17 protein-coding genes are annotated in these 19,316 nt (G+C 61.7%); 12 read left to right on the plus strand and 5 right to left on the minus strand.

Translation table 11 applies throughout. From position 1 onward, the window contains the following. Nucleotides 1-24 precede the first annotated feature (24 nt). A complete protein-coding gene (locus tag AC1DON_RS04285; protein ID WP_476933517.1) occupies nucleotides 25-2,805 on the minus strand; it encodes a TonB-dependent receptor in 2,781 nt (926 codons plus the stop codon). Nucleotides 2,806-3,222: 417 nt separating this feature from the next. Further along, nucleotides 3,223-4,242 carry a LacI family DNA-binding transcriptional regulator gene (locus AC1DON_RS04290; protein ID WP_476933518.1) on the minus strand — a complete coding sequence of 340 codons (1,020 nt, stop codon included), beginning with the start codon at nucleotides 4,240-4,242 and terminating at the stop codon, nucleotides 3,223-3,225. A gap of 207 nt (nucleotides 4,243-4,449) precedes the next feature. Between AC1DON_RS04290 and AC1DON_RS04295 the strand changes: the two genes are divergently transcribed. The 3 genes from AC1DON_RS04295 to rph all read left to right on the plus strand — a co-directional run bounded on the left by AC1DON_RS04295 (nucleotide 4,450) and on the right by rph (nucleotide 5,878). Continuing rightward, nucleotides 4,450-4,740, plus strand: coding sequence for a hypothetical protein (locus AC1DON_RS04295; RefSeq protein WP_476933519.1), 291 nt, complete (start codon nucleotides 4,450-4,452; stop codon nucleotides 4,738-4,740). Next, the gene (locus AC1DON_RS04300) at nucleotides 4,734-5,063 is read left to right on the plus strand and encodes a hypothetical protein (RefSeq protein ID WP_476933520.1); all 330 of its coding nucleotides are present in this window, start codon (nucleotides 4,734-4,736) and stop codon (nucleotides 5,061-5,063) included. Before AC1DON_RS04295 ends, AC1DON_RS04300 begins: the two co-directional genes overlap by 7 nt. A gap of 98 nt (nucleotides 5,064-5,161) precedes the next feature. After that, a complete protein-coding gene (gene rph, locus AC1DON_RS04305; protein WP_476933920.1) occupies nucleotides 5,162-5,878 on the plus strand; it encodes a ribonuclease PH in 717 nt (238 codons plus the stop codon). A 55-nt stretch (nucleotides 5,879-5,933) separates the two neighbouring features. Here the strand turns inward: rph and AC1DON_RS04310 are convergent, their stop codons facing one another. Beyond that, the gene (locus AC1DON_RS04310) at nucleotides 5,934-6,146 is read right to left on the minus strand and encodes a helix-turn-helix domain-containing protein (RefSeq protein ID WP_476933521.1); all 213 of its coding nucleotides are present in this window, start codon (nucleotides 6,144-6,146) and stop codon (nucleotides 5,934-5,936) included. A gap of 85 nt (nucleotides 6,147-6,231) precedes the next feature. Continuing rightward, nucleotides 6,232-6,753: a DUF2975 domain-containing protein gene (locus AC1DON_RS04315; protein ID WP_476933522.1), complete on the minus strand. Its 522-nt coding sequence runs from the start codon at nucleotides 6,751-6,753 to the stop codon at nucleotides 6,232-6,234. Nucleotides 6,754-6,863: 110 nt separating this feature from the next. Between AC1DON_RS04315 and rdgB the strand changes: the two genes are divergently transcribed. The 9 genes from rdgB (at nucleotide 6,864) to AC1DON_RS04360 (ending at nucleotide 16,857) form a co-directional block, all read left to right on the plus strand. Then, nucleotides 6,864-7,475: an RdgB/HAM1 family non-canonical purine NTP pyrophosphatase gene (rdgB, locus tag AC1DON_RS04320; RefSeq protein ID WP_476933523.1), complete on the plus strand. Its 612-nt coding sequence runs from the start codon at nucleotides 6,864-6,866 to the stop codon at nucleotides 7,473-7,475. Next, a complete protein-coding gene (gene hemW, locus AC1DON_RS04325; RefSeq protein ID WP_476933524.1) occupies nucleotides 7,472-8,605 on the plus strand; it encodes a radical SAM family heme chaperone HemW in 1,134 nt (377 codons plus the stop codon). Before rdgB ends, hemW begins: the two co-directional genes overlap by 4 nt. Before the next feature lie 119 nt (nucleotides 8,606-8,724). Further along, complete coding sequence (locus tag AC1DON_RS04330) at nucleotides 8,725-9,249, plus strand: outer membrane beta-barrel protein (protein WP_476933525.1); 525 nt, start codon at nucleotides 8,725-8,727, stop codon at nucleotides 9,247-9,249. An 87-nt stretch (nucleotides 9,250-9,336) separates the two neighbouring features. Next, the gene (rsmI, locus tag AC1DON_RS04335; RefSeq protein ID WP_476933526.1) at nucleotides 9,337-10,203 is read left to right on the plus strand and encodes a 16S rRNA (cytidine(1402)-2'-O)-methyltransferase; all 867 of its coding nucleotides are present in this window, start codon (nucleotides 9,337-9,339) and stop codon (nucleotides 10,201-10,203) included. Next, a complete protein-coding gene (locus AC1DON_RS04340; protein WP_476933527.1) occupies nucleotides 10,196-10,573 on the plus strand; it encodes a YraN family protein in 378 nt (125 codons plus the stop codon). Before rsmI ends, AC1DON_RS04340 begins: the two co-directional genes overlap by 8 nt. 54 nt (nucleotides 10,574-10,627) lie before the next feature. Continuing rightward, a complete protein-coding gene (gene gshB / locus AC1DON_RS04345; RefSeq protein WP_476933528.1) occupies nucleotides 10,628-11,575 on the plus strand; it encodes a glutathione synthase in 948 nt (315 codons plus the stop codon). A gap of 184 nt (nucleotides 11,576-11,759) precedes the next feature. Next, a complete protein-coding gene (locus tag AC1DON_RS04350; RefSeq protein ID WP_476933529.1) occupies nucleotides 11,760-13,331 on the plus strand; it encodes a YifB family Mg chelatase-like AAA ATPase in 1,572 nt (523 codons plus the stop codon). A gap of 137 nt (nucleotides 13,332-13,468) precedes the next feature. Beyond that, nucleotides 13,469-14,980, plus strand: a complete 1,512-nt coding sequence (locus AC1DON_RS04355; RefSeq protein WP_476933530.1) for a response regulator — start codon at nucleotides 13,469-13,471, stop codon at nucleotides 14,978-14,980. 155 nt (nucleotides 14,981-15,135) lie between these two features. Further along, entirely contained in the window at nucleotides 15,136-16,857 is a 1,722-nt protein-coding gene (locus AC1DON_RS04360) for an AmpG family muropeptide MFS transporter (protein WP_476933531.1), read from the plus strand. Between the two features lie 33 nt (nucleotides 16,858-16,890). On the opposite strand, the gene AC1DON_RS04365 is transcribed toward AC1DON_RS04360, so the two are convergent. After that, nucleotides 16,891-19,173 carry an NADP-dependent malic enzyme gene (locus AC1DON_RS04365; RefSeq protein WP_476933532.1) on the minus strand — a complete coding sequence of 761 codons (2,283 nt, stop codon included), beginning with the start codon at nucleotides 19,171-19,173 and terminating at the stop codon, nucleotides 16,891-16,893. Nucleotides 19,174-19,316: the final 143 nt, after the last annotated feature.

Raw genomic sequence — 19,316 nt, forward strand, 5'->3', positions numbered from 1 at the left:
CAGTCTACTCAATCGCCAGTTCAGTTACCAACGGTAGCTGAGACCCAACAGGTAGGTCGAGCCGTACTTCTCTTCCTTGACCACGTTGTTGCCCTTGTAGAGATAGAAGGGCTCGTTCGTCAGGTTCGAACCCGACAGCGAGATGCCGAGGTTCTTGAGAGGACCGCTTTCGAAGGTGTAGCCGATCTGGGCATCGACGACATTTTCTTCCTGGACCTGGCGGGTCTGCAATGCGTTGGTGTAGTCCGGCACTTCGCCCGTGAACTCGCCGCGGAAGCGGCTCGAGACACGCGCCGAGAAGCCATGCTTTTCATAGTAGACGGTGGTGTTGATCACCTGCTTGGACAGGCCCGGGATATTGACCGGGGTACCCGTGTTGTTCGGATCGATTTCGCTGTCGTTATAGCTGGCGGTCAGGATGGCGCCGAAGCCATCCAGAACCGGCGTGATCAGTTCGCCAGGCACGGAGACCGTGAACTCGGCACCCTTGATCCAGCCGCCCTGGCCATTCGCCTGCGCAGACGTCGAGCCCATGCGATTGGCATTGGCCTTGGTGCAGATATTGACCGGCGTCGTACAGGAAGCCGGCAGGTTGACACCGGTATAGTCCTTGGCAACCGTCTGGTTGAAGATGTACGAGGTCAGATCCTTGTAGAAGAAGGCTGCTGACACGTAACCCTTGCGGCCGAAATACTTCTCGATCGACAGGTCGTAGGCATTGGCCTTCCACGGACGGATCTGGGCGTTGCCGCCGCTGCCGGTCCAGTACACTGGCTGACCCTGGAAGGTCGACGGCGGGCTGGTGTCATTGATGACGCTGGTGCTGGTGCCGGCGGCCATGTCGTCCATGCGCGGACGGGCCAGGGTCGTACCAGCGCCGACACGGACCGTGACGTCTTCGGCAACCGCGAAGTTCAGGTTCAGGCTGGGCAGGATGTCGGTGTACTTGTCACCATCTGTCTTGAGGATCGGCGTGCCGGCGCCAACGAAGACCGAATGCGCACTTTGTTCAGCCGTCTGCGACATGACGCCGACATTGCCGGTCACCGGAATGCCGAACAGCTGGGTGTTGATATCGGCACGGATAAAGGCGGCGTCCACCGTTTCCTCGACCGACCAGCTGCGGCGCAGTTGGTCATTGTCAGTGGCTTCGGTCAGGATGAAGACCCCATCCTGCCACATGGCCAGCGAGTCGTAGGAGATCATACCCGAGGTGTTGCCGAGGAAGCTGGCATCGGTCACACCGGTGCGGTACTTTTCGGCCACCACAACGGTCGGAGTTGCCAGGCTCATATAGGCGGCGTAGTCGTCCTTGTCCTTGCTGCGCTCGGTGCGGCTGTAGCCAAAGGCGACCTTGCTGAAGATGCCGGATTCGATCTTGCGCTCGGCGACCAGCTTGATCATGTTCAGCTCGTCTTCGACGTGCGGCGCACGGAAGAAGCCGCCACGATTGGTCACCGGACCACCCCAGCCACCCGGATCGGTCAGGAAGACCTTGCTGAAGTCGGAATAGTCGATTACGCCGGACAGGTTGTAGGCGTGATCCTTGTCGGTCATGTCGAAGGTGATCGTGTCCGGAACGACCGAACCGGCTGCACCCGTACCGCCCGTCGATTCGATGATGACGTCGTCACGCGTCAGCTTCTGCGTGCTGAAGTCGGCGTTCAGGGTCCACTGGTCGTTCAGGGCATAGTTGACGTTAACGCCGATCTGGTCGGTCGTGGCCTGGCGGCGGTTGGTGTAGTTTTCAACGACCGTGTTGACGCCGGTGAAGACGCCGTGGTCGATATAGTCGCCGTCAACCGTGAAACCGGGCTGGAGCTGCGATGAGGACCACCACAGCGGATATTCCAGGCGGGCAACCTTTTGCAGCTCCTCGAATTCCGAGTGGAAGGCATCGACGACGACGTGCAGGCGGTCGTTCGGCTTCCATTCCAGGACGCCCATCAGGCCGTCACGCTGAAGGTTCGACGACTGCACACCGTTCTTCTGGCCGCCCAGGACGAACTTGTTGAAACCGGCGCCGGTACATACCGTCGCATTGTCACAGCGTGGGAAGTCGCCGTCGCCCCAGGGCTCGAGACGCGTGACCTGGTAGGGCGAGTCCGTATGCGCATAGCCCAGGGCAACGCCGACGGTCTTGTCGAAGAACTGGTCGATATAGTTGACCGACCAGCGGCTGCCGGTATTCTCGATGCCACCGATCGGCGCGTCTTCCGAGTTCATTTCGCGGCGAATGTTAACGGCGGCAGCCTTCTTGCCATAGGCCAGCGGGCGCACGGTCTGCAGGTCGGCCGTGCCGGCGATGCCCTGGGTCGTCATGCCGGCGTTCGGCGTCTTGTAGATCAGCACCTGGCTGATCAGTTCGGACGGGTACTGGTCGAATTCCACCGAGCGGTTGTCGTTGGTCGATACCTGCTCACGGCCATTCATCGTCGTGACTGTATAGTCCGGGCCGAGGCCACGGATCGACAGGGTCTGGGCGCGGCCATTAGTGCGCTGGGCGGCGAGGCCCGGCAGGCGCGCCAGGGATTCAGCAATCGAGGCGTCCGGCAACTTGCCGATGTCTTCGGCCGAAACGGCTTCGACGATCTGGGTCGAGCGTTTCTTGGCGGTGATGGCGTCCTGGATACCACGACGGATGCCGGTCACGACAACGGTCTGGCTGTCTTCGCCGGCCGGCGCAGGGGCGTCCTGGGCAATGGCGGGCATGGCAGTAAAGGCCGCGGCGACCAGCGCCAGCGTGCCACCGCAGGTGAGCAGTTTTTTCTTGAATAAGCCCGGGTGGGCCTTGGGATGCAGCATAAGTTCCTCCTGTCCCCGTGTGATTTGTCGGCGCACAGGACCCTTTGTCCGCGCAACCTTATACATCTCAACCCGATATGACGCTCTTTGAGCTCGGCGTCTGGAGGTACTATTCCTGCGACCTGAAATTTTTGCAAGACGTTGCAAATTTTTGCAGCGGAAAATTTAAACTATTCGTAATCTTGTGACATTCCGGCTACGCATTCCCGCGGAATGTGTGGTTTTGAGCCATAATTGTATGACATATTGCGCTGTATTCGCCTCTGAGGTGCGCAATCAGGTTGAAAACGATTTTTGACGGAATATGTAAAAAATTGCAAAAAATTGCAATTTTCAATGACAACGCTGTCCGGTAAGCGGTGGTTTATCAGACGCGATGCATTTTACCAAAAACCGCTGCACACTTTTGGCGCAGCGCTATCCGCCGCAGGACTCGCGCACGACCAGCTCGGTCGAAACGATTTCCGAGTGGGTTTCGTCGTTGGAAATCGAGCCGATCAGCTTGGAGACCATCAGCTTGCCCGCCCGAGACAGGTCCTGTGAAATGGTCGTCAGGCTGGGGTGCGTCAGGCTGGCCAGCTGGATATTGTCATAGCCGACCACCGAGACATCTCTGGGCACTTTTAGGCCTGCCCGCATCAGGCCGCGAATGGCGCCGAAGGCAATAATGTCCGAACAGGCGAACAGGCCGTCGAAACTGACACCCTTGTTGAGCAGGCCGATCACCGAGGCTTCGGCGGAGGCCAGTTCGAAATGGGTCGGCACGACCAGGCGCGGATCGTATTCAAGGCCGGCTTCGGCCAGGACATTGAGATAGCCCTGGAAGCGCTGCTTCATCTCGGTGCCTTCAGTCTCACCGAAATAGGCGATGCGCTTGCGGCCCAGCCGCGCCAGGTGCGCCGTCGCACGCGTCCCGCCCTGGAGGTTGTTGGACCCGACCGTGCAGTATTTCTGTCCGGCCAGCTCCTGGCCCCAGACGATAAACTTGTTGGTCGTGCCAGCCAGCATGTTGAAGCGGTCGTGCAGATAGCTCTGACCCAGAAAGATGACGCCGTCCGCCTTGATGTTCTGCATCAGGGTAACGAGGTCGTTCTGGTTACGCGGTGTCAGGTGCGACAGCAGCAGGTCGCAACCCATGTCGCGCGCCGCCTCACCAACCGCCGAAATCATTTCCTGGTAAAACGGGTCGGAGAAACGGCCTTCGCGGCCGTGCGGCGGCGGAATGACGATGGCGATCGTCGCCTGGCTGCCCGACATCGACAAGGGCATGTCGTGGTTGAGGACATAGGAGTGATCGCGAGCAATCTTCCAGACACGGCGCTTGGTGACACGGTTGACCGCTGGCGAGTCGTTAAGCGCGCGTGATACAGTCGCAACGGATACGCCTGCGATCCGCGCCAGATCTTCAAGCCTGATCTTGCCCCTGCCGCCGTCCATGCCACTGCTCCACACACTGTTGTCGATTTGCACAATGATGGCAATTTGTCCTGCGAAAGCAAGCGCTTTCAGTTAAGCTGCAAATCTTGCAGGAAAATGTATGGAAATTGTAGGCACTAACCTCTGTCCGCGCTCCAACTCCGCCTCGGGCTGCCTTCCATTTGCCGTAAATCGGCGTATCCTGAAACAAAAAAACGGAGGGCTGAAATGATATACCTGGTGGCAACCGCCGCGTTGGCGTTCGCGCTCAATGCGGAACCGGCGCCCAAACCCTATGGGCCGGCCGTGGAAGGGCAAGCCGTTGCCTCAGCACGGATCTTATCCGGACAAGAAGACACACCGGCCGCAACGCGTCAGGCCGAACTTGCCTCACCGCGCGACGACGACCGCAACCGCGCCTATGCCTGCGTCGACGATGACTGCAAGGTCGCCACGCCCGTCTACAACACCCGCACGCCGATGGAAGCGGACAGGCGTCCGTTCCGGTCGTCATGGTAGTCCGGATAGTCAGGATAGCGGGAGGCCTGATCGCCTGCGGCCTGCTGCTGGCGCTCGGCGCCTGCGCGGAACTCGAAGCCATGAACGGGCCGCAGACCGCCGACATGACCTCGCCGCCACCCCCGCCGCAGAAGGTCTATTCCTATGCCGATCAGCCCGATACGCCGCCGCAGATCAAGGCGAAAGGCGTCATCGACAAGGGGGATGTGACCGGCACCTATAACGGCGCGCAATATGTCTGCGCCGACAGCGCCTGCAAGAGCGCCATCCGCAGCGACATTCCCGTTCCTCCGGAAGGTCGCACAGGCCAAAAGAAAGAATAATGGGGTCTTTACGCAGCGCATGACGAACTGATAGGCAGACGCATCATCGCAAAGGCCTGTTCATGTCGCAATTCGAAGCCCTGTCCGCCCTCAAGACCATCCGCCCGTCCAACCGCAAGCCGGATCAGCTGCGCGACGTCGTCATCGAAACGGGCGTGACGCGCTATGCGGAAGGCTCGTGCCTGGTCAGCTTCGGCCACACCAAGGTGCTGGTCACCGCTTCGGTCGAACAGGGCGTTCCCCCTTTCCTGAAGGGCAAGGGCCAGGGCTGGGTGACGGCGGAATACGGCATGCTGCCGCGCTCCACCCACACGCGCTCCCGTCGTGAAGCCGCTGCCGGCAAGCAGTCGGGCCGCACCCAGGAAATCCAGCGCCTGATCGGCCGTTCGATGCGCGCCGTCATCGACCTGAAGGCCCTGGGCGAACGCCAGATCACCATCGACTGCGACGTTATCCAAGCCGACGGCGGCACGCGCACCGCGTCGATCACCGGCGCCTGGGTGGCGCTGTCGCAGGCGTGCGACAAGCTGGTGGCCGACAAGATCATCGAGAAGTCACCGATCCTCGACCAGATCGCCGCGATTTCGTGCGGCATCTATGCTGACGCGCCGGTGCTCGATCTCGACTACGACGAGGATTCGACCGCCGAAACCGACGCCAACTTCGTCATCACCGGCAGCGGCCTTTCGGTCGAAATCCAGGCGACGGGCGAGAAGCGCGGTTTTTCGCGCGACGAGTTCAATGAGCTGTTCGACCTGGCTCATGCCGGCTGCAAGACGCTGTTCGGGCTGCAGAACGCCGCGCTCGGCAAGTAGATTTTTTGGCGCAATGTTTTAGCCAAAAACCGCTGCACACTTTCTGGCACACTGCTTAGAGCGACTCTTCCTCGCCGTACTCAAGCAGGTCACCCGGAGCGCAATTCAGCGCCCGGCACAGGACGTCGAGCGTCTTCAGGCGCACCGCCATGGCTGCCTGATCGCGCAGGACTTCGAGATCGCGCACGCTGATACCCGTGCGGTCAGACAGTTCGACGATCGACAGGCGCTTTTTAGCGAGGACTTCTGCAAGCCGGATTCTGATCATACAAGCAGCTTTAGGAAAAGTGGGACGCACTTTTCCGTAAAAGTGCGCCGAAAACAAAGCAATTTAGAGCCTTGCTGACAAGGCTTTAAATTGTGAGGTCCGCTTCCTTGCGCAGGCGCGCGCCTTCCTTGAAGACCTCGGCCAGCACAAAGACGACCAGCACCGAGAACCAGGCCGTGACGGCGCGCAGGCCGTAGAAGGGCTCGAACTTGAGCTGGAACATGCTTTCGGCGACGAAGCGCGCGATGTAGCCGAACAGTTCGAGGCCGGCCAGACCAAAGCCGATCCAGCGCAGCCGCAGCGTATTGTCAGGATGGAAGACGTCGCCTTCGGCCAGGGTCGCCAGGACCTGCCGTGTCCAGTGCATGATCAGCACGTAGCCGCCTAATGAGATGCTGAACGCCAGCAGGATGACCGCCTGCGACGCTGCCGGCAGGTGGGTAGCGACATTCAGCGGCCGCGCCACTTCGATGGCCAGATTGGGCACGATCAGAAGGCCCAGTGCCGCCAGGACCGTGACGGCTACCACGGCATAAAGACCGTAATAGACGACATCGAGCGCCGTCTTCAGCAGGCTTGAAATCGAGCGCGGGCCTAAAAAGCGCATGGCGGCATCCTTGATGAACTTACGCAGTTGTTTCTCACACGTCAGCCACAGCGCACAACACCCTTTTCATTTGGCGCATTCCGGTTAAAAGCGCGGCAAAAGGAAAGCCCATGCCCCTATCCCTCATTTCCGGCCAAAAGCTGATCGCCGCTACGCACAATCCCGGCAAGGCGGTCGAAATCGCCAGCCTTCTGGGCGGTCGTTTCGAGATCGTCACCGCCGGCAGCCTGAACCTGCCCGAGCCGGACGAGACCGAGATGACCTTCACCGGCAACGCCATTCTGAAGGCACGCCACGCCGCCATGACAGCCGGCATTGTCGCCCTGGCCGACGATTCCGGCCTGAGCATAGCGGCGCTTGGCGGCGAGCCCGGCGTTTTCAGCGCGCGCTGGGCCGGGTCCGACAAGGATTTTGTCCGCGCCGCCGAAGTCATCGAACACAAGCTGCGCATCGCCCGCGAGGCGCAAGGCGACGCATTCAACCGCAAAGCCTGGTTCACCTGCGCTTTGGCGGTCGCCTGGCCCGAAGGTCATGCCGTTGTCTTCGAGGGCCGTATCGATGGTGAGATCGTCGCGCCGCGCGGTGCGATGGGTTTCGGCTACGATCCGATCTTCCAGCCTGACGGCTATGACACCACGTTCGCGGAAATGACCGCCGAAGCCAAGGATGTCATCAGCCACCGCCACCTGGCGTTCGAGCAGCTGAAGGCAGCGCTTCTTTGACGTCTGATCGCGTCAGCCTCTACGTTCACTGGCCGTACTGTTCGCGCATCTGCCCCTATTGCGATTTCAACGTCACGCGTGATCGGGGACAATCCAGCCAGCGCACCCTGTTCGACGCCATCCTCACCGACCTGAAAAGCCAGGCAGCCATGGTCGGCCCGCGCAAACTGGCCAGTGTATTCTTCGGTGGCGGCACGCCGTCGCTGCTGCCGCCCGAGTGGGTAGCCGAATTGATCACCACCGCCCGCAGCCTGTTCGACGGCAGTGGCGATATTGAGATCACCCTCGAAGCCAATCCGACCGGCGCCGAAATCGGCCGCTATGAAGGCTTCCGTCAGGCGGGGATCAACCGCCTATCGCTCGGCGTCCAGTCGCTCGATGACGCAGCCCTGAAGTTCCTTGGCCGCAACCATTCCGCCGCCGAAGCCATCCGTGGCATCGAGACCGCGCAAAAGGTTTTCGGGCGCGTGTCGCTCGACCTGATTTACGCCCTGCCGGAGCAAACGGTCGCAGCGTGGGAAAGTGAACTCACAGCCGCTATTGCCCTCGGCGTCGAGCATATTTCGCCCTATCAGCTGACCATCGAACCCGCCACAGCCTTTGGCCGGGCCGTCCGCCGCAAGCAATGGGCCCCGCCAAAGGACGACCTTGCCGAAACCTTCTACTTCCAGACGCAGGAGACGCTGGAGGCGCAAGGCTTTCAAGCCTACGAAGTGTCAAACCACGCCAACGCACACGCCGCCCGCTCAGCGCACAATGTGTTGATCTGGGAGGGCGTCGACTATATCGGGATCGGCCCCGGCGCCCATGGCCGCGTCACCCACGCAGGCGAGCGCCAAGCCACCACCGCGCTAAGTGATCTGAAAGCCTACATGGCCCGCGTCGAAGCCACCGGCACCGGGCACGACGCCGAAGCCCTGGCGCCCTTGGAAGCCGAAGAAGAGGCAACAATGCTGGGCCTGCGTCTGTCGGACGGGCTTGACCTACGGCGCACGCCGTCGCTCGATCTCGCTGCCCGCGCCGCCACGCTCATCAACGACGGTTTCATGGCGCTTGAGAATAATCGCCTGCGCGCTACGCCGAAGGGCCGCGTCCTGTTGGACAGGCTATTGATGGAGCTACTGGCGTAACACCGTCTGTGCCCATTATATCGCACCGCAGCATAACCTGAAATTGTTACAGCAACGGAAGTTGACCTGGACGACGAAGCCTGCTGAAAGCGCCGTCCTTCTAAATCTGAGGTATTTCTATGCTTAAAATTGCTGCCATTTCCGCCGTTGCCCTGGTTGCTGCCATCGCTGGCGCCGCTCAAGCCCAGGACGCTGGCAAGTATTATGTCGAAGGCGGTTACGCCAATGTCGATTTCAATGGCGAAAACTTCGGTACGGCCAATTTCGGCGCCGGCATCAAGTTCAACAAGTACTTTGGCGCTGAAGCCAACGCGTCTTTCGGTATCGCCGAGCAATCCTATACCGAACAAGGCGTTACGGTTGATGTCAAGGTCGATAATACCGTTGCCGCCTATGTCGTCGGATCTTATCCCGTGTCGGCAAACGTCGAGCTGCTCGCACGCGTAGGTTTTCTGCACGGTGCGCTGAGCGGCAAGTCCGGCAACACCAAGGTCTCCATTGAGGATGATACCGTTGCCGCTGGTGTCGGCGTTCGCTACTTCCCGAACGGTGGCGTCCATGGCATTCGTGCCGACTTTACCAGCGCCGAATTTGACAATGTCGATGTCGAGCAGCTGTCGATCTCCTACGTCCGTCGTTTCTAATCGACGTAACTGATCGTAAAGCGCCGCGCTTCACATCGAAGCGCGGCGCTTTTGCGTTTGGACCGTAAAGTCTGCTAATCACACGAAATGGAATCTTTCTTCGCCCCGCCGCCTCGTCCCGTCACGCCTGGCCTCTATATCGTCGCCACGCCGATCGGGAATTTGCGCGACATCACCCTGCGTGCGCTCGACGTGCTGCGCGCCGCCGATGTCGTCCTGGCCGAGGACACCCGCGTCGCCGGCAAGCTTTTGTCGGCCTACGACATCAAAAAGCCCCTGCTGCGTTACGACGACCACGCCGGCCCGCAAGTCCTGCCGCAGATCATCGAACGCCTGCGCGCCGGGCACGTCGTCGCGCAGATTTCCGACGCCGGCACGCCGCTGATCTCCGATCCTGGCTTTCGTCTCGTCGAAGTCGCCCGTGAAACCGGCGCCAATGTCCACCCAATCCCCGGCGCCTCTTCGGTCCTGGCGGCCTTGTGCCTGGCCGGCTTACCGACTGATCGCTTCATGTTCGCGGGTTTCCTGCCCAACAAGTCTGGCGCGCGCCGCACGGCTTTAGGCGAAGTCGCCTCGATCGCTTCGACACTCGTCTTCTTCGAGACCGGCCCGCGCCTGCACGACTCGCTGATCGACATGGCGGAGGTCCTGGGCGACCGCCAGGCCTGTGTCTGCCGCGAGCTGACCAAGCTCTATGAAAGCGCTTATCACGGCACTTTGAGCGCGCTCGCCGCCGACCCGCACCTGGCTGAACCCAAGGGCGAGATCGTCATCATCGTCGCCCCTCCGTCCGAGGAAAAGCCATCGGCCGATAATCTGGAAGAGGCGCTGAAGCTGGCCCTGGAACAATTTTCTCCGTCCGACGCCGCCCAGCAGTTGGCGCAGATGTTCGGCCTGCCGCGCAAGGTCATCTACCAGAAGGCGCTGGAGATGAAGGGCCGCGATCGTGGATAGGGCAGCCACGGGCTTTGCGGCGCGCAAACGCGGCCACCTGCTCGAATATGTCGCCCTGATCCACCTGATGCTGAAAGGCTATCGCATCCTCGGTTTCCGGCTGAAGACGCCGCGCGGCGAGATCGACATCCTGGCGCAGAAGGGCCAGCGCCTGGCCGTCGTCGAGGTCAAGAGCCGGATGACACTGGAGGCTGCCGTCGAATCCGTCTCGGCCATCCAGCAGGAACGGCTGTGGCAGGCCGGCCTGGCGCTTCAAGCGCGCAAGCCGCAACTGGCGCGGCTCGACCTCAATATCGACCTCTATACGCTGGTGCCGTGCCAGTGGCCGCGCCATGCGATCAACGCGTTCGAAAAGACAGAGCGATTCTAACTTGTGATTTTCCGCCTGCACTCACATATGGGCGGAAACCAAGAGGGCTAACACATGGCTTTACGCGTCGCCGTCCAGATGGACCCCATCCAGCGCATCAATATCGCTGCGGACACCACCTTCCTGCTGATGATGGCGGCGCAGCGGCGCGGACATGAGCTGTGGGTCTATGAGCCCCGGCACCTCAGCCAGGATACCGGTCGCGTCTTTGCCCGCGCCCGGAAGGTGACCTTGCGCGAGGTCAAGGGCGACCACGTCACGCTCGGCGACTTCGAGCATCTCGACCTGCACGACGATGTTGACGTCATCCTGATGCGCCAGGATCCGCCCTTCGACGTCGCCTATATCACCGCTACCTACCTGCTCGAAGCCGTCCACCCCAAGACCCTGGTCGTCAACGATCCGCGTGCGGTCCGCGATGCCCCGGAAAAGCTGCTGGCGACGCGGTTCGAAGGCTTGCAGCCGCCAACCCTGATCTCGGCCGATCCTGTGGCGCTCAATGACTTCTTCGCCAAACACGGCGACTGTATCCTCAAGCCCCTGCACGGCGCGGCCGGCAATGGCATCGTCAAGCTGAAGGCCGGCGACCGCAATCTTGATGCCCTGATCGAGATCATGGCCAGCATCAGCCGCGAACCCGTCGTGCTGCAGAAGTTCATCCCGGCCGTCAGTGCCGGCGACAAGCGCATTATCCTGGTCGACGGCGAAATCGCCGGCGGCATCAACCGCGTGCCGGAAGAAGGCGCCGTCCGCTCCAATCTCCGCGTTGGCGGCCGCGCTGAACCTCTGGTCCTGACCCACCGTGACCGTGAAATTTGCGAGCGCCTGAAACCCGTCCTGAAAGAACGCGGGCTTATGTTTGTCGGCATCGATGTCATCGGCGATTACCTCACGGAAATCAATGTTACGTCGCCTACCGGGGCCGTCCAATTAAAGACATTTGAAGAAATCGATGTCGGCGACATTTTGTGGGATTGCATCGAAGCTAAACGGGGTTCATAAGGCTCCTCCCCGGCCCCTGATAAAGAGGCGACCTGCCCTTTCAGTATTCCCCCTTTGCCCCCTCCGCGTGGATGTTTTCCCACGGGGATGTGTTTCATTGCGCATTTGTTCGAACTTTGTTCTTGCTTTGTCTATTTCCCTGATCTAGGGTGTGGATAATTCCGGGTGAGAGCGGGGACTATTCATGCCAGGTCGGGTAACAACCATAGCGTTTGATGGCGCCGAAGCTCGCCGCGTCGATGCTGAGGTCGTTTTGACCGGTGGACCGGTTGCCTTCAGCATTGTCGGGCTGGGCGACAAGGCTGTCGCCGAAAGCAAGGAACGCGTGCGCGGGGCTTTTGCCGGCATGGGGCTTCGTACCCCCAGCAAACGGATCGTCGCCAACCTGTCCCCGGCTGACCTGCCCAAGGAAGGCACGCATTTCGACCTGCCGATCGCGCTGGCGCTGATGGTCGTCATGGGCATCATTCCGCAGGATGCGCTCGACGGCTATGTCTGCGTCGGGGAACTGAAGCTCGATGGCCAGATTGCCGCGATCAGCGGCGCCTTGCCTGCGGCCATAGCTGCCAATCATTTTGGCATGGGCCTGATCTGCCCGCACGACAATGGTCCCGAAGCCGCATGGGCCGGGGATGAGGTCAATATCCTGGCGCCGAAATCTCTGATCGCCCTGATCAATCACTTCAAGGGCCTGGCCATTCTGGAACGTCCGGTTCAGGGCGCGTTCCGCAACCCCAGCCACGCCTATGACCTGCGTGAAGTCAAAGGCCAGGAAGTGCCCAAGCGCGCTCTGGAAGTCGCCGCCGCCGGCGGTCACAATCTCCTGTTCGTCGGCCCTCCGGGTTCGGGCAAGTCGATGCTGGCCCAGCGTCTGCCGGGTATCCTGCCAGCGATGAACTCGAAGGAACTGCTGGAAACCTCGCAGGTATGGTCGATGGCCGGCCTTATCGCCAAGGGCGAGCTGACACGCGACCGGCCCTTCCGCAGTCCACACCATTCCGCCTCGATGGCCGCCCTGACCGGCGGCGGCATGCGCGCCAAGCCGGGCGAGGTGTCTTTGGCGCACAATGGCGTGCTGTTCCTGGATGAGCTGCCAGAGTTCTCGCCACAAGCCTTGGATTCGCTGCGCCAGCCGCTGGAAACGTCAGAGGTCGTAGTAGCGCGCGCCAATCACCACATCCGCTATCCCGCCCGCGTCCAGTTGGTAGCGGCGATGAACCCGTGTCGCTGCGGCCATGGCGTGCCAGTCGGCGGCGGCGGCAAGGGCGCGTGCGGCAAGGCCCCGCGCTGTCTTCGGGACTATCAGGGCCGGGTGTCCGGACCATTGATGGACCGTATCGACCTGCAGATCGACGTCCCGCCGGTCACCGCCGTCGACCTGGCCCTGCCCGCGCCCGTCGAAGGCAGCGCCGAGGTCGCGGCCCGCGTGGCCGCCGCCCGCGACATGCAGACGGAACGCGCTTTAAGGATGGACCTGCCGCTGGATAACGCGCTGAACGCTACAGCCTATGGAACAGGTCTGGAAAAGATTTGCGCGCTCGACCCGCAAGCGACGGCGCTTCTGACCAAGGCCGCGCAACAGAGTGGACTGACGGCACGCGGCTGGACGCGGACGCTCAGGCTGGCACGCACCATCGCCGATCTCGAACAATCGGGCGCAGTCCTGCGCCGCCATATCGCCGAAGCGCTGGTCTATCGCCGCACCGGCGTCATCGAGCCAGAGGGCACGCGCCCGCCGGCTTTCAACAGTTTCTGAGTTTTTTGTTTTGTCGCGATGTTAAGCGGAAAAACCGCATTACATTTTCCGCACATCGCTCCGCCGCTCTTTGACCAACCTTAACTTTTGCCGTGTACGGTAGCATCATCACATGAGCAGGATGGCAGAAACGCCTGATGACGATAGACGGCACCCACAAGTCAGACGGCCAATCGCTGGAAGCACGGCTGAAGGCACAGGAAGACTTCTTCCGTCTGATGAGCCACGAGATCCGCACGCCGCTGAATGGCGTGATGGGCATGCTTCAGCTTATGGCGCGAACCTCGCTGACGCCTGACCAGCAATCCTACCTGGCGACTGCGCGTGAGTCCGGCGAACACCTGCTGACCCTGGTCAACGACCTGCTCGACTATGCCCGTCTCGACGCCGGCCGCATCGAACTCGAAGCCAGCGAAGTTCGTCTCGAGCCGCTCCTGCAAGGCGTGGCTGAATTGCTGTCGCCGCGTGCCCACGCCGCCGGCACCGAAATCGTCTGGGCGCTCGATCCGCGCCTTGACACGATCGTATCCGACGAAGGCCGTCTGCGTCAGATTCTGTTCAACCTCGCCGGCAATGCGCTGAAATTCACCGAAACCGGCGGCGTCCTGATCCGCATTTCGCTGACCGACGACGAACAGATCCGCCTGAGTGTTCGCGACACCGGATCGGGTATCGCGCCGGAAGCGCGTTCCCGCATCTTCGAAGAATACGGCCAGGCCGACCCGACCCACGCGACGCGCTATGGCGGCGCGGGCCTGGGCCTTGTCGTCGTCAAGAAACTGGTCGAAGCCATGAACGGCACGCTGACGCTCGACAGCGAAGTCGGCGCAGGCTCGGAATTTGCCGTCCAGTTCGCTGCACCCTTCACCCTGCGCGCCGCCCAGACCAATCCTGTTGCCCATGACGTCACCCTGGTTACGCACAACGCCGTCCTGACAGAGGGCGCGCAGTGCCATTTGAGCGCCGTCGCGACCGAACTGCGCACCCTGGCGACACTCGACGGCGACCTGTCGGCGACCATCACCCTCTACGACCGTGCCGCCGCATCAGGCCCGTCATCCGCGCCGTCTCCGCACAGCCTGATCCTGCTGGCGCCCGAAGAACGCAGCGAAATCCAGGCGTGGCGCGACCACGGCTGGGCCGGTTACCTGATCAAGCCGCTGCGCCGCAACTCGCTGATCCAGCGCCTCGATGCGCTGAAGTCGCCGCACACAGAAGCGCCCGCCCCTGCCCCGCAGGAAGACGAACGCATCGCCGCGGAATCCGGCCAGGACACCATGGTCCTGCTGGTCGAGGACAATCCGGTCAATGCGCTGCTGGCGTCTATCCTGCTGCAACGCGAGGGTTGCCGCGTCGAACGCGCCGCTTCCGGTGAAGACGCCATCGACATGATCAAGACGCGCGCCTTTGATCTGATCTTCATGGACCTGGGCCTGCCGGGTCTCGACGGTCTTGGTACGACGCGGGCCCTGCGGGCATTCGGCTGCAATACGCCGGTTATCGCGCTTACCGCCAATGCCTACGAAGAAGACCGCCGCGCCTGCATGGCGGCGGGCATGAACGACTTCCTGACCAAGCCGATCGAGATCGCCGCCCTGCGCGCCCGTCTCGCGACCTGGACACAAGGCCCCCTGCGCCACAGCGCCTAGACAGGCTCGCCAAACCCTTTTACGCTCTCTGTCGTGAGAGCATGATGCGTTCAGATTGAACCGCCATCATGCTCTAGATTTTTGTTTTGTCGCGATATTTAGCCAAAAACCGCTGCACACTTTTTGGCATATCGCTCTGACAGGGACCGTAACGCATGACCGAAACGCCGCTGCCGGACGCGCCACGCAAATCCGTTATCGACAGCATCCGGCCCTTTGTGAGCCGGCCTGCCCTGGTCATGATCCTGCTCGGCTTTTCGTCCGGCCTGCCCCTGTCGCTGATCTTCGATACGCTCCAGGTCTGGCTGCGCGACGTCGACCTGTCGCTGACGACCATCGCCTATTTCTCGCTCGTCACCTTCGTCTACAGTCTGAAGTTCGTCTGGGCGCCGGTGCTCGATCGTGTCGGCCTGCCCGGCCTGACCTTCATGCTGGGCCATCGCCGCGGCTGGATCCTGTTCAGCCAGGCCGTCATTATGGCAGGCCTTTGGGTCATCTCGGGCCTGAACCCCCAGCAGCATCTCGGCTGGATGGCCGTCGCCGCCGTTATCATCGGCCTGGCCGGCGCCACTCAGGATATCGTTATCGACGCCTGGCGGATCGAAACCGCCGGCGCGCAGTCCAGCAATCAAGCCGTCATGGCAACCGCCGCCGCCTGGGGGGCGCGAATCGCGCCCTTCGTGTCGGGCATTGTGCCGCTGGCCATCGCGGACACGCTCGGCTGGGGCTTTGCCTACGCCCTGATGGCAGCCCTGATGGGACTTGGCATTATCGGCGTCCTGCTGGCACCACGCGGCCCGGAACACACCGTCCGGCCGATCGAATACGGCGATGCGCCGGCACGGCCAGTGGCCGAACTGATCGAGTGGATCGGCCGCCTTGTCCTGATGGTGGTCGCCATCTGCCTGCTCGGCGCTGGACTGACGGCCAACATCGAGCTGTTCAAGGGCCTATTCCCCGGTGAGGCCGCATTCGAGGCCGCCAACGCCGTCTGGACCGCCAAGGGTTTTGGCATCTTCGTCCAGTTCGCTGCGGTTATTGCCGGCCTTAGTCTGCTGGCTGTCACCTGCCTGCCGATTCCGGGCGCATTGACGCGGCCAGGCGCTTACTTACGCCAGACCTTCGTCGAGCCGATCGCCTCGTTCTTCAGCCGCCATGAAAGGCTGGCCGGGCTGATCCTGGCGACCATCTGCCTCTACCGGATTTCGGACTTTCTGCTCAACGTCAACGGCGCCTTCTATCTCGATCTCGGCTTCGACAAGCTGGCCATCGCGGAAGTGCGTAAGATTTTTGGCGTCGTCATGACCATGATCGGCGTCGGCCTCGGTGGCTTCAGCATGACGCGCTTTGGCATCCGCCCCAGCCTGGTCCTCGGCGCCATCGTCTGCGGTGCATCCAACATTGCCTATGCCTGGCTGGCGACGCAGGGCAACAGCATATTCGCCTTCTCGGTTGCCCTGGCCGTCGACAATATTTCAGCCGGGATCGCCGGTACGGTTCTGATCGCCTACATGTCGTCGCTGATTTCAACCGGCGGCTATGTCGCCCAGCAGTACGCCCTGTTTACCTCGCTCTATGCCCTGCCCGGAAAGCTTCTGGCGTCGCAGTCGGGCAGGATGATCGAAACGATGGCCCAGGGGGCGGACCATGGCGGCTTCGCCGCGGGCCTGAAAGGCCTGTTTGCCGGCCTGCCCGCCGTATCCTACGAAAAGCCGGCTGCAACGCTGGGCGTCAGCCGCGAAGCGCTCGGCAGTGGCTATGTCGTCTTCTTCACCTATACGGCGGTCATCGGCTTTATCGCCATCGTGCTCAGCGTCTGGCTGACGCGCCTCCAAAAGACGCAGGACATGGCTCAAACGAAAGAAGCCGGGGCATAACCCCGGCTTCCTTTTTGTCTTGAATGACAGATCCTAGCGATTAACGACGGACCTTACATCATATGCAGCAAACGTCGCCATGGCGAGGATCTTGGACACCGGATCGGAGAGCTGACAGATCTGCACGGGGCGCGACAGGCCCAGCAGCAGCGGGCCGATGACGGTTGCCCCGCCAAGCGCTTCGATAAAGCGCGTTGAGATAGACGCGGAGTGAATAGCCGGCATGATCAGCACGTTGGCCGGTGCGGTCAGGCGCTGGAACGGATAATTGGCCCACAGCGCCGGGTCGATGGCGACGTCGGGCGGCATCTCGCCTTCGAACTCGAAGTCAACACCACGCTCTTCCATCAGCTCGACAGCGCGCATAACGCGGTCGGAGCGTTCGCCCGACGGATTGCCGAAGGTCGAATACGACATGAAGGCGACGCGCGGCGTGTGCCCCATGGCGCGTACGGCCATGGCGGCTTCGACGGCGATGTCGCCCAGTTCCTCGGGCGTCGGCAGTTCGGACACGGTCGTGTCGGCGACGAAGATCGTCTTGCCCTTGGCGAGCACGATCGACATGCCCATGATGCGGCCACCCGGCGCCGGATCGACGACGCGCAGGGTCTCTTCCAGCGCCTGGTCGAACTGACGCGTTACCCCCGTGACCATGCCGTCGGCGTGGCCGGAAATCAGCATGGCGGCGGCGAACGAGTTGCGGTCCTGGTAGATCAGGCGGTCGACGTCGCGCTTGAGGTAGCCCTTGCGCTGCAGACGGGAATACAGAAGCTGCGAATAGGCAGCATTGCGGTGGCTGAGGCGGGCATTGATGATCTCGATACCCTCTTCCTTGGGGTCGATACCGGCCAGGCGCATATTGGCTTCGACCAGGTTTTCCCGGCCGCACAGGATGGGCGTACCCAGGCCCTGTGCCTTGAAGGCGTGGGCGGCACGGATGACGCTGATATCCTCGCCCTCGGCAAAGACGATGCGCTTTGAGGGACGCGAACGCACGGCCGAGGTGATGGTCTGCAGGAAGCCCGCCGACGGATCGAGGCGCTGTTCCAGGCGCTTGCGGTAGGCATCCATGTCGTCGATCGGCTTGCGGGCCACGCCGGTATCCATGGCGGCCTGAGCCACGAAGGGCGGGATGTACCAGATCAGGCGCGGATCAAAGGGCGACGGGATGATATAGTCCTTGCCGAACTTCAGGCGGCGGCCCTGATAGGCGGCAGCGACCTCATCCGGCACGTCTTCACGCGCCAGCATGGCCAGGGCCTGGGCGGCGGCGATCTTCATCTCGTGGTTCACGCGACGGGCACGGACGTCCAAGGCGCCGCGGAAGATGTAGGGGAAGCCGAGGACATTGTTGACCTGGTTCGGATAGTCCGAACGGCCGGTAGCGACGATGGCGTCAGTGCGCACCTTGGCAACGTCTTCGGGAGTGATTTCCGGATCGGGATTGGCCATGGCGAAGATGATCGGATTGGGCGCCATGGTGGCGACCATGTCCGGCGTCAGCACGCCGCGCGCTGAAAGCCCCAGGAACACGTCCGCGCCGACCATGGCTTCGGACAGGGTCCGCTTGGCGGTCCGCGTGGCGTGGACCGACTTCCACTGGTCCATGTCGATCGTGCGGCCTTCGTAGACGACGCCATGGATATCGACGACCGTGGTGTTTTCCTTGCGGACACCCAGCGCTTTCACGAGCGACAGCGACGACAGGCCGGCAGCGCCCGCGCCACAGAGTACGACCTTGACGTCCTCGATCCGCTTGCCGGTGATTTCCAGCGCATTGATCAGGCCGGCCGCCGAGATGATCGCCGTTCCGTGCTGGTCGTCGTGGAAGACCGGGATATCGGCCATGTCCTGGAGCGCCGCTTCGATGATGAAGCACTCAGGAGATTTGATGTCTTCGAGATTGATACCGCCGAAGGCCGCGGTGATGTTCTTGACGACCGTAATGAATTCGTCAGGGTCTTGCGTCGCCACTTCGATATCGAAGCTGTCGATATCGGCAAAGCGCTTGAACAGCACGCTCTTGCCTTCCATGACGGGTTTCGACGCCAGGGCGCCGAGATTACCCAGCCCAAGGATGGCGGTGCCGTTGGAAATGACCGCGACCATATTGCCCTTGGCCGTATAGTCATAGGCAGCATCGGGATTTTCGGCGATGCGCAGGACCGGCACGGCCACGCCTGGCGAATAGGCCAGGGCCAGGTCGCGCTGGGTCGCCATCGGCTTGGTTGGCGCCAAAGCAATCTTGCCGGGAACGGGAAACTGGTGGAGGTGAAGCGCTTCGTCGTCGCTGAAGGTCTGTTTTTCGCTGGCCATTTCTTTTTTCTGCGTCGTTTTTTATTTATGTTAGCGCTCACATTGCCCAAACGCAATGCATTGCGGGCATTATTCACGTATGCTCCTATACACTACCCCGGCGCGCCGCGATAGTATACTATTTGTCAATTGTCTGACAAATA

The organism is Asticcacaulis sp. P4_H10 (genome assembly GCF_056400965.1).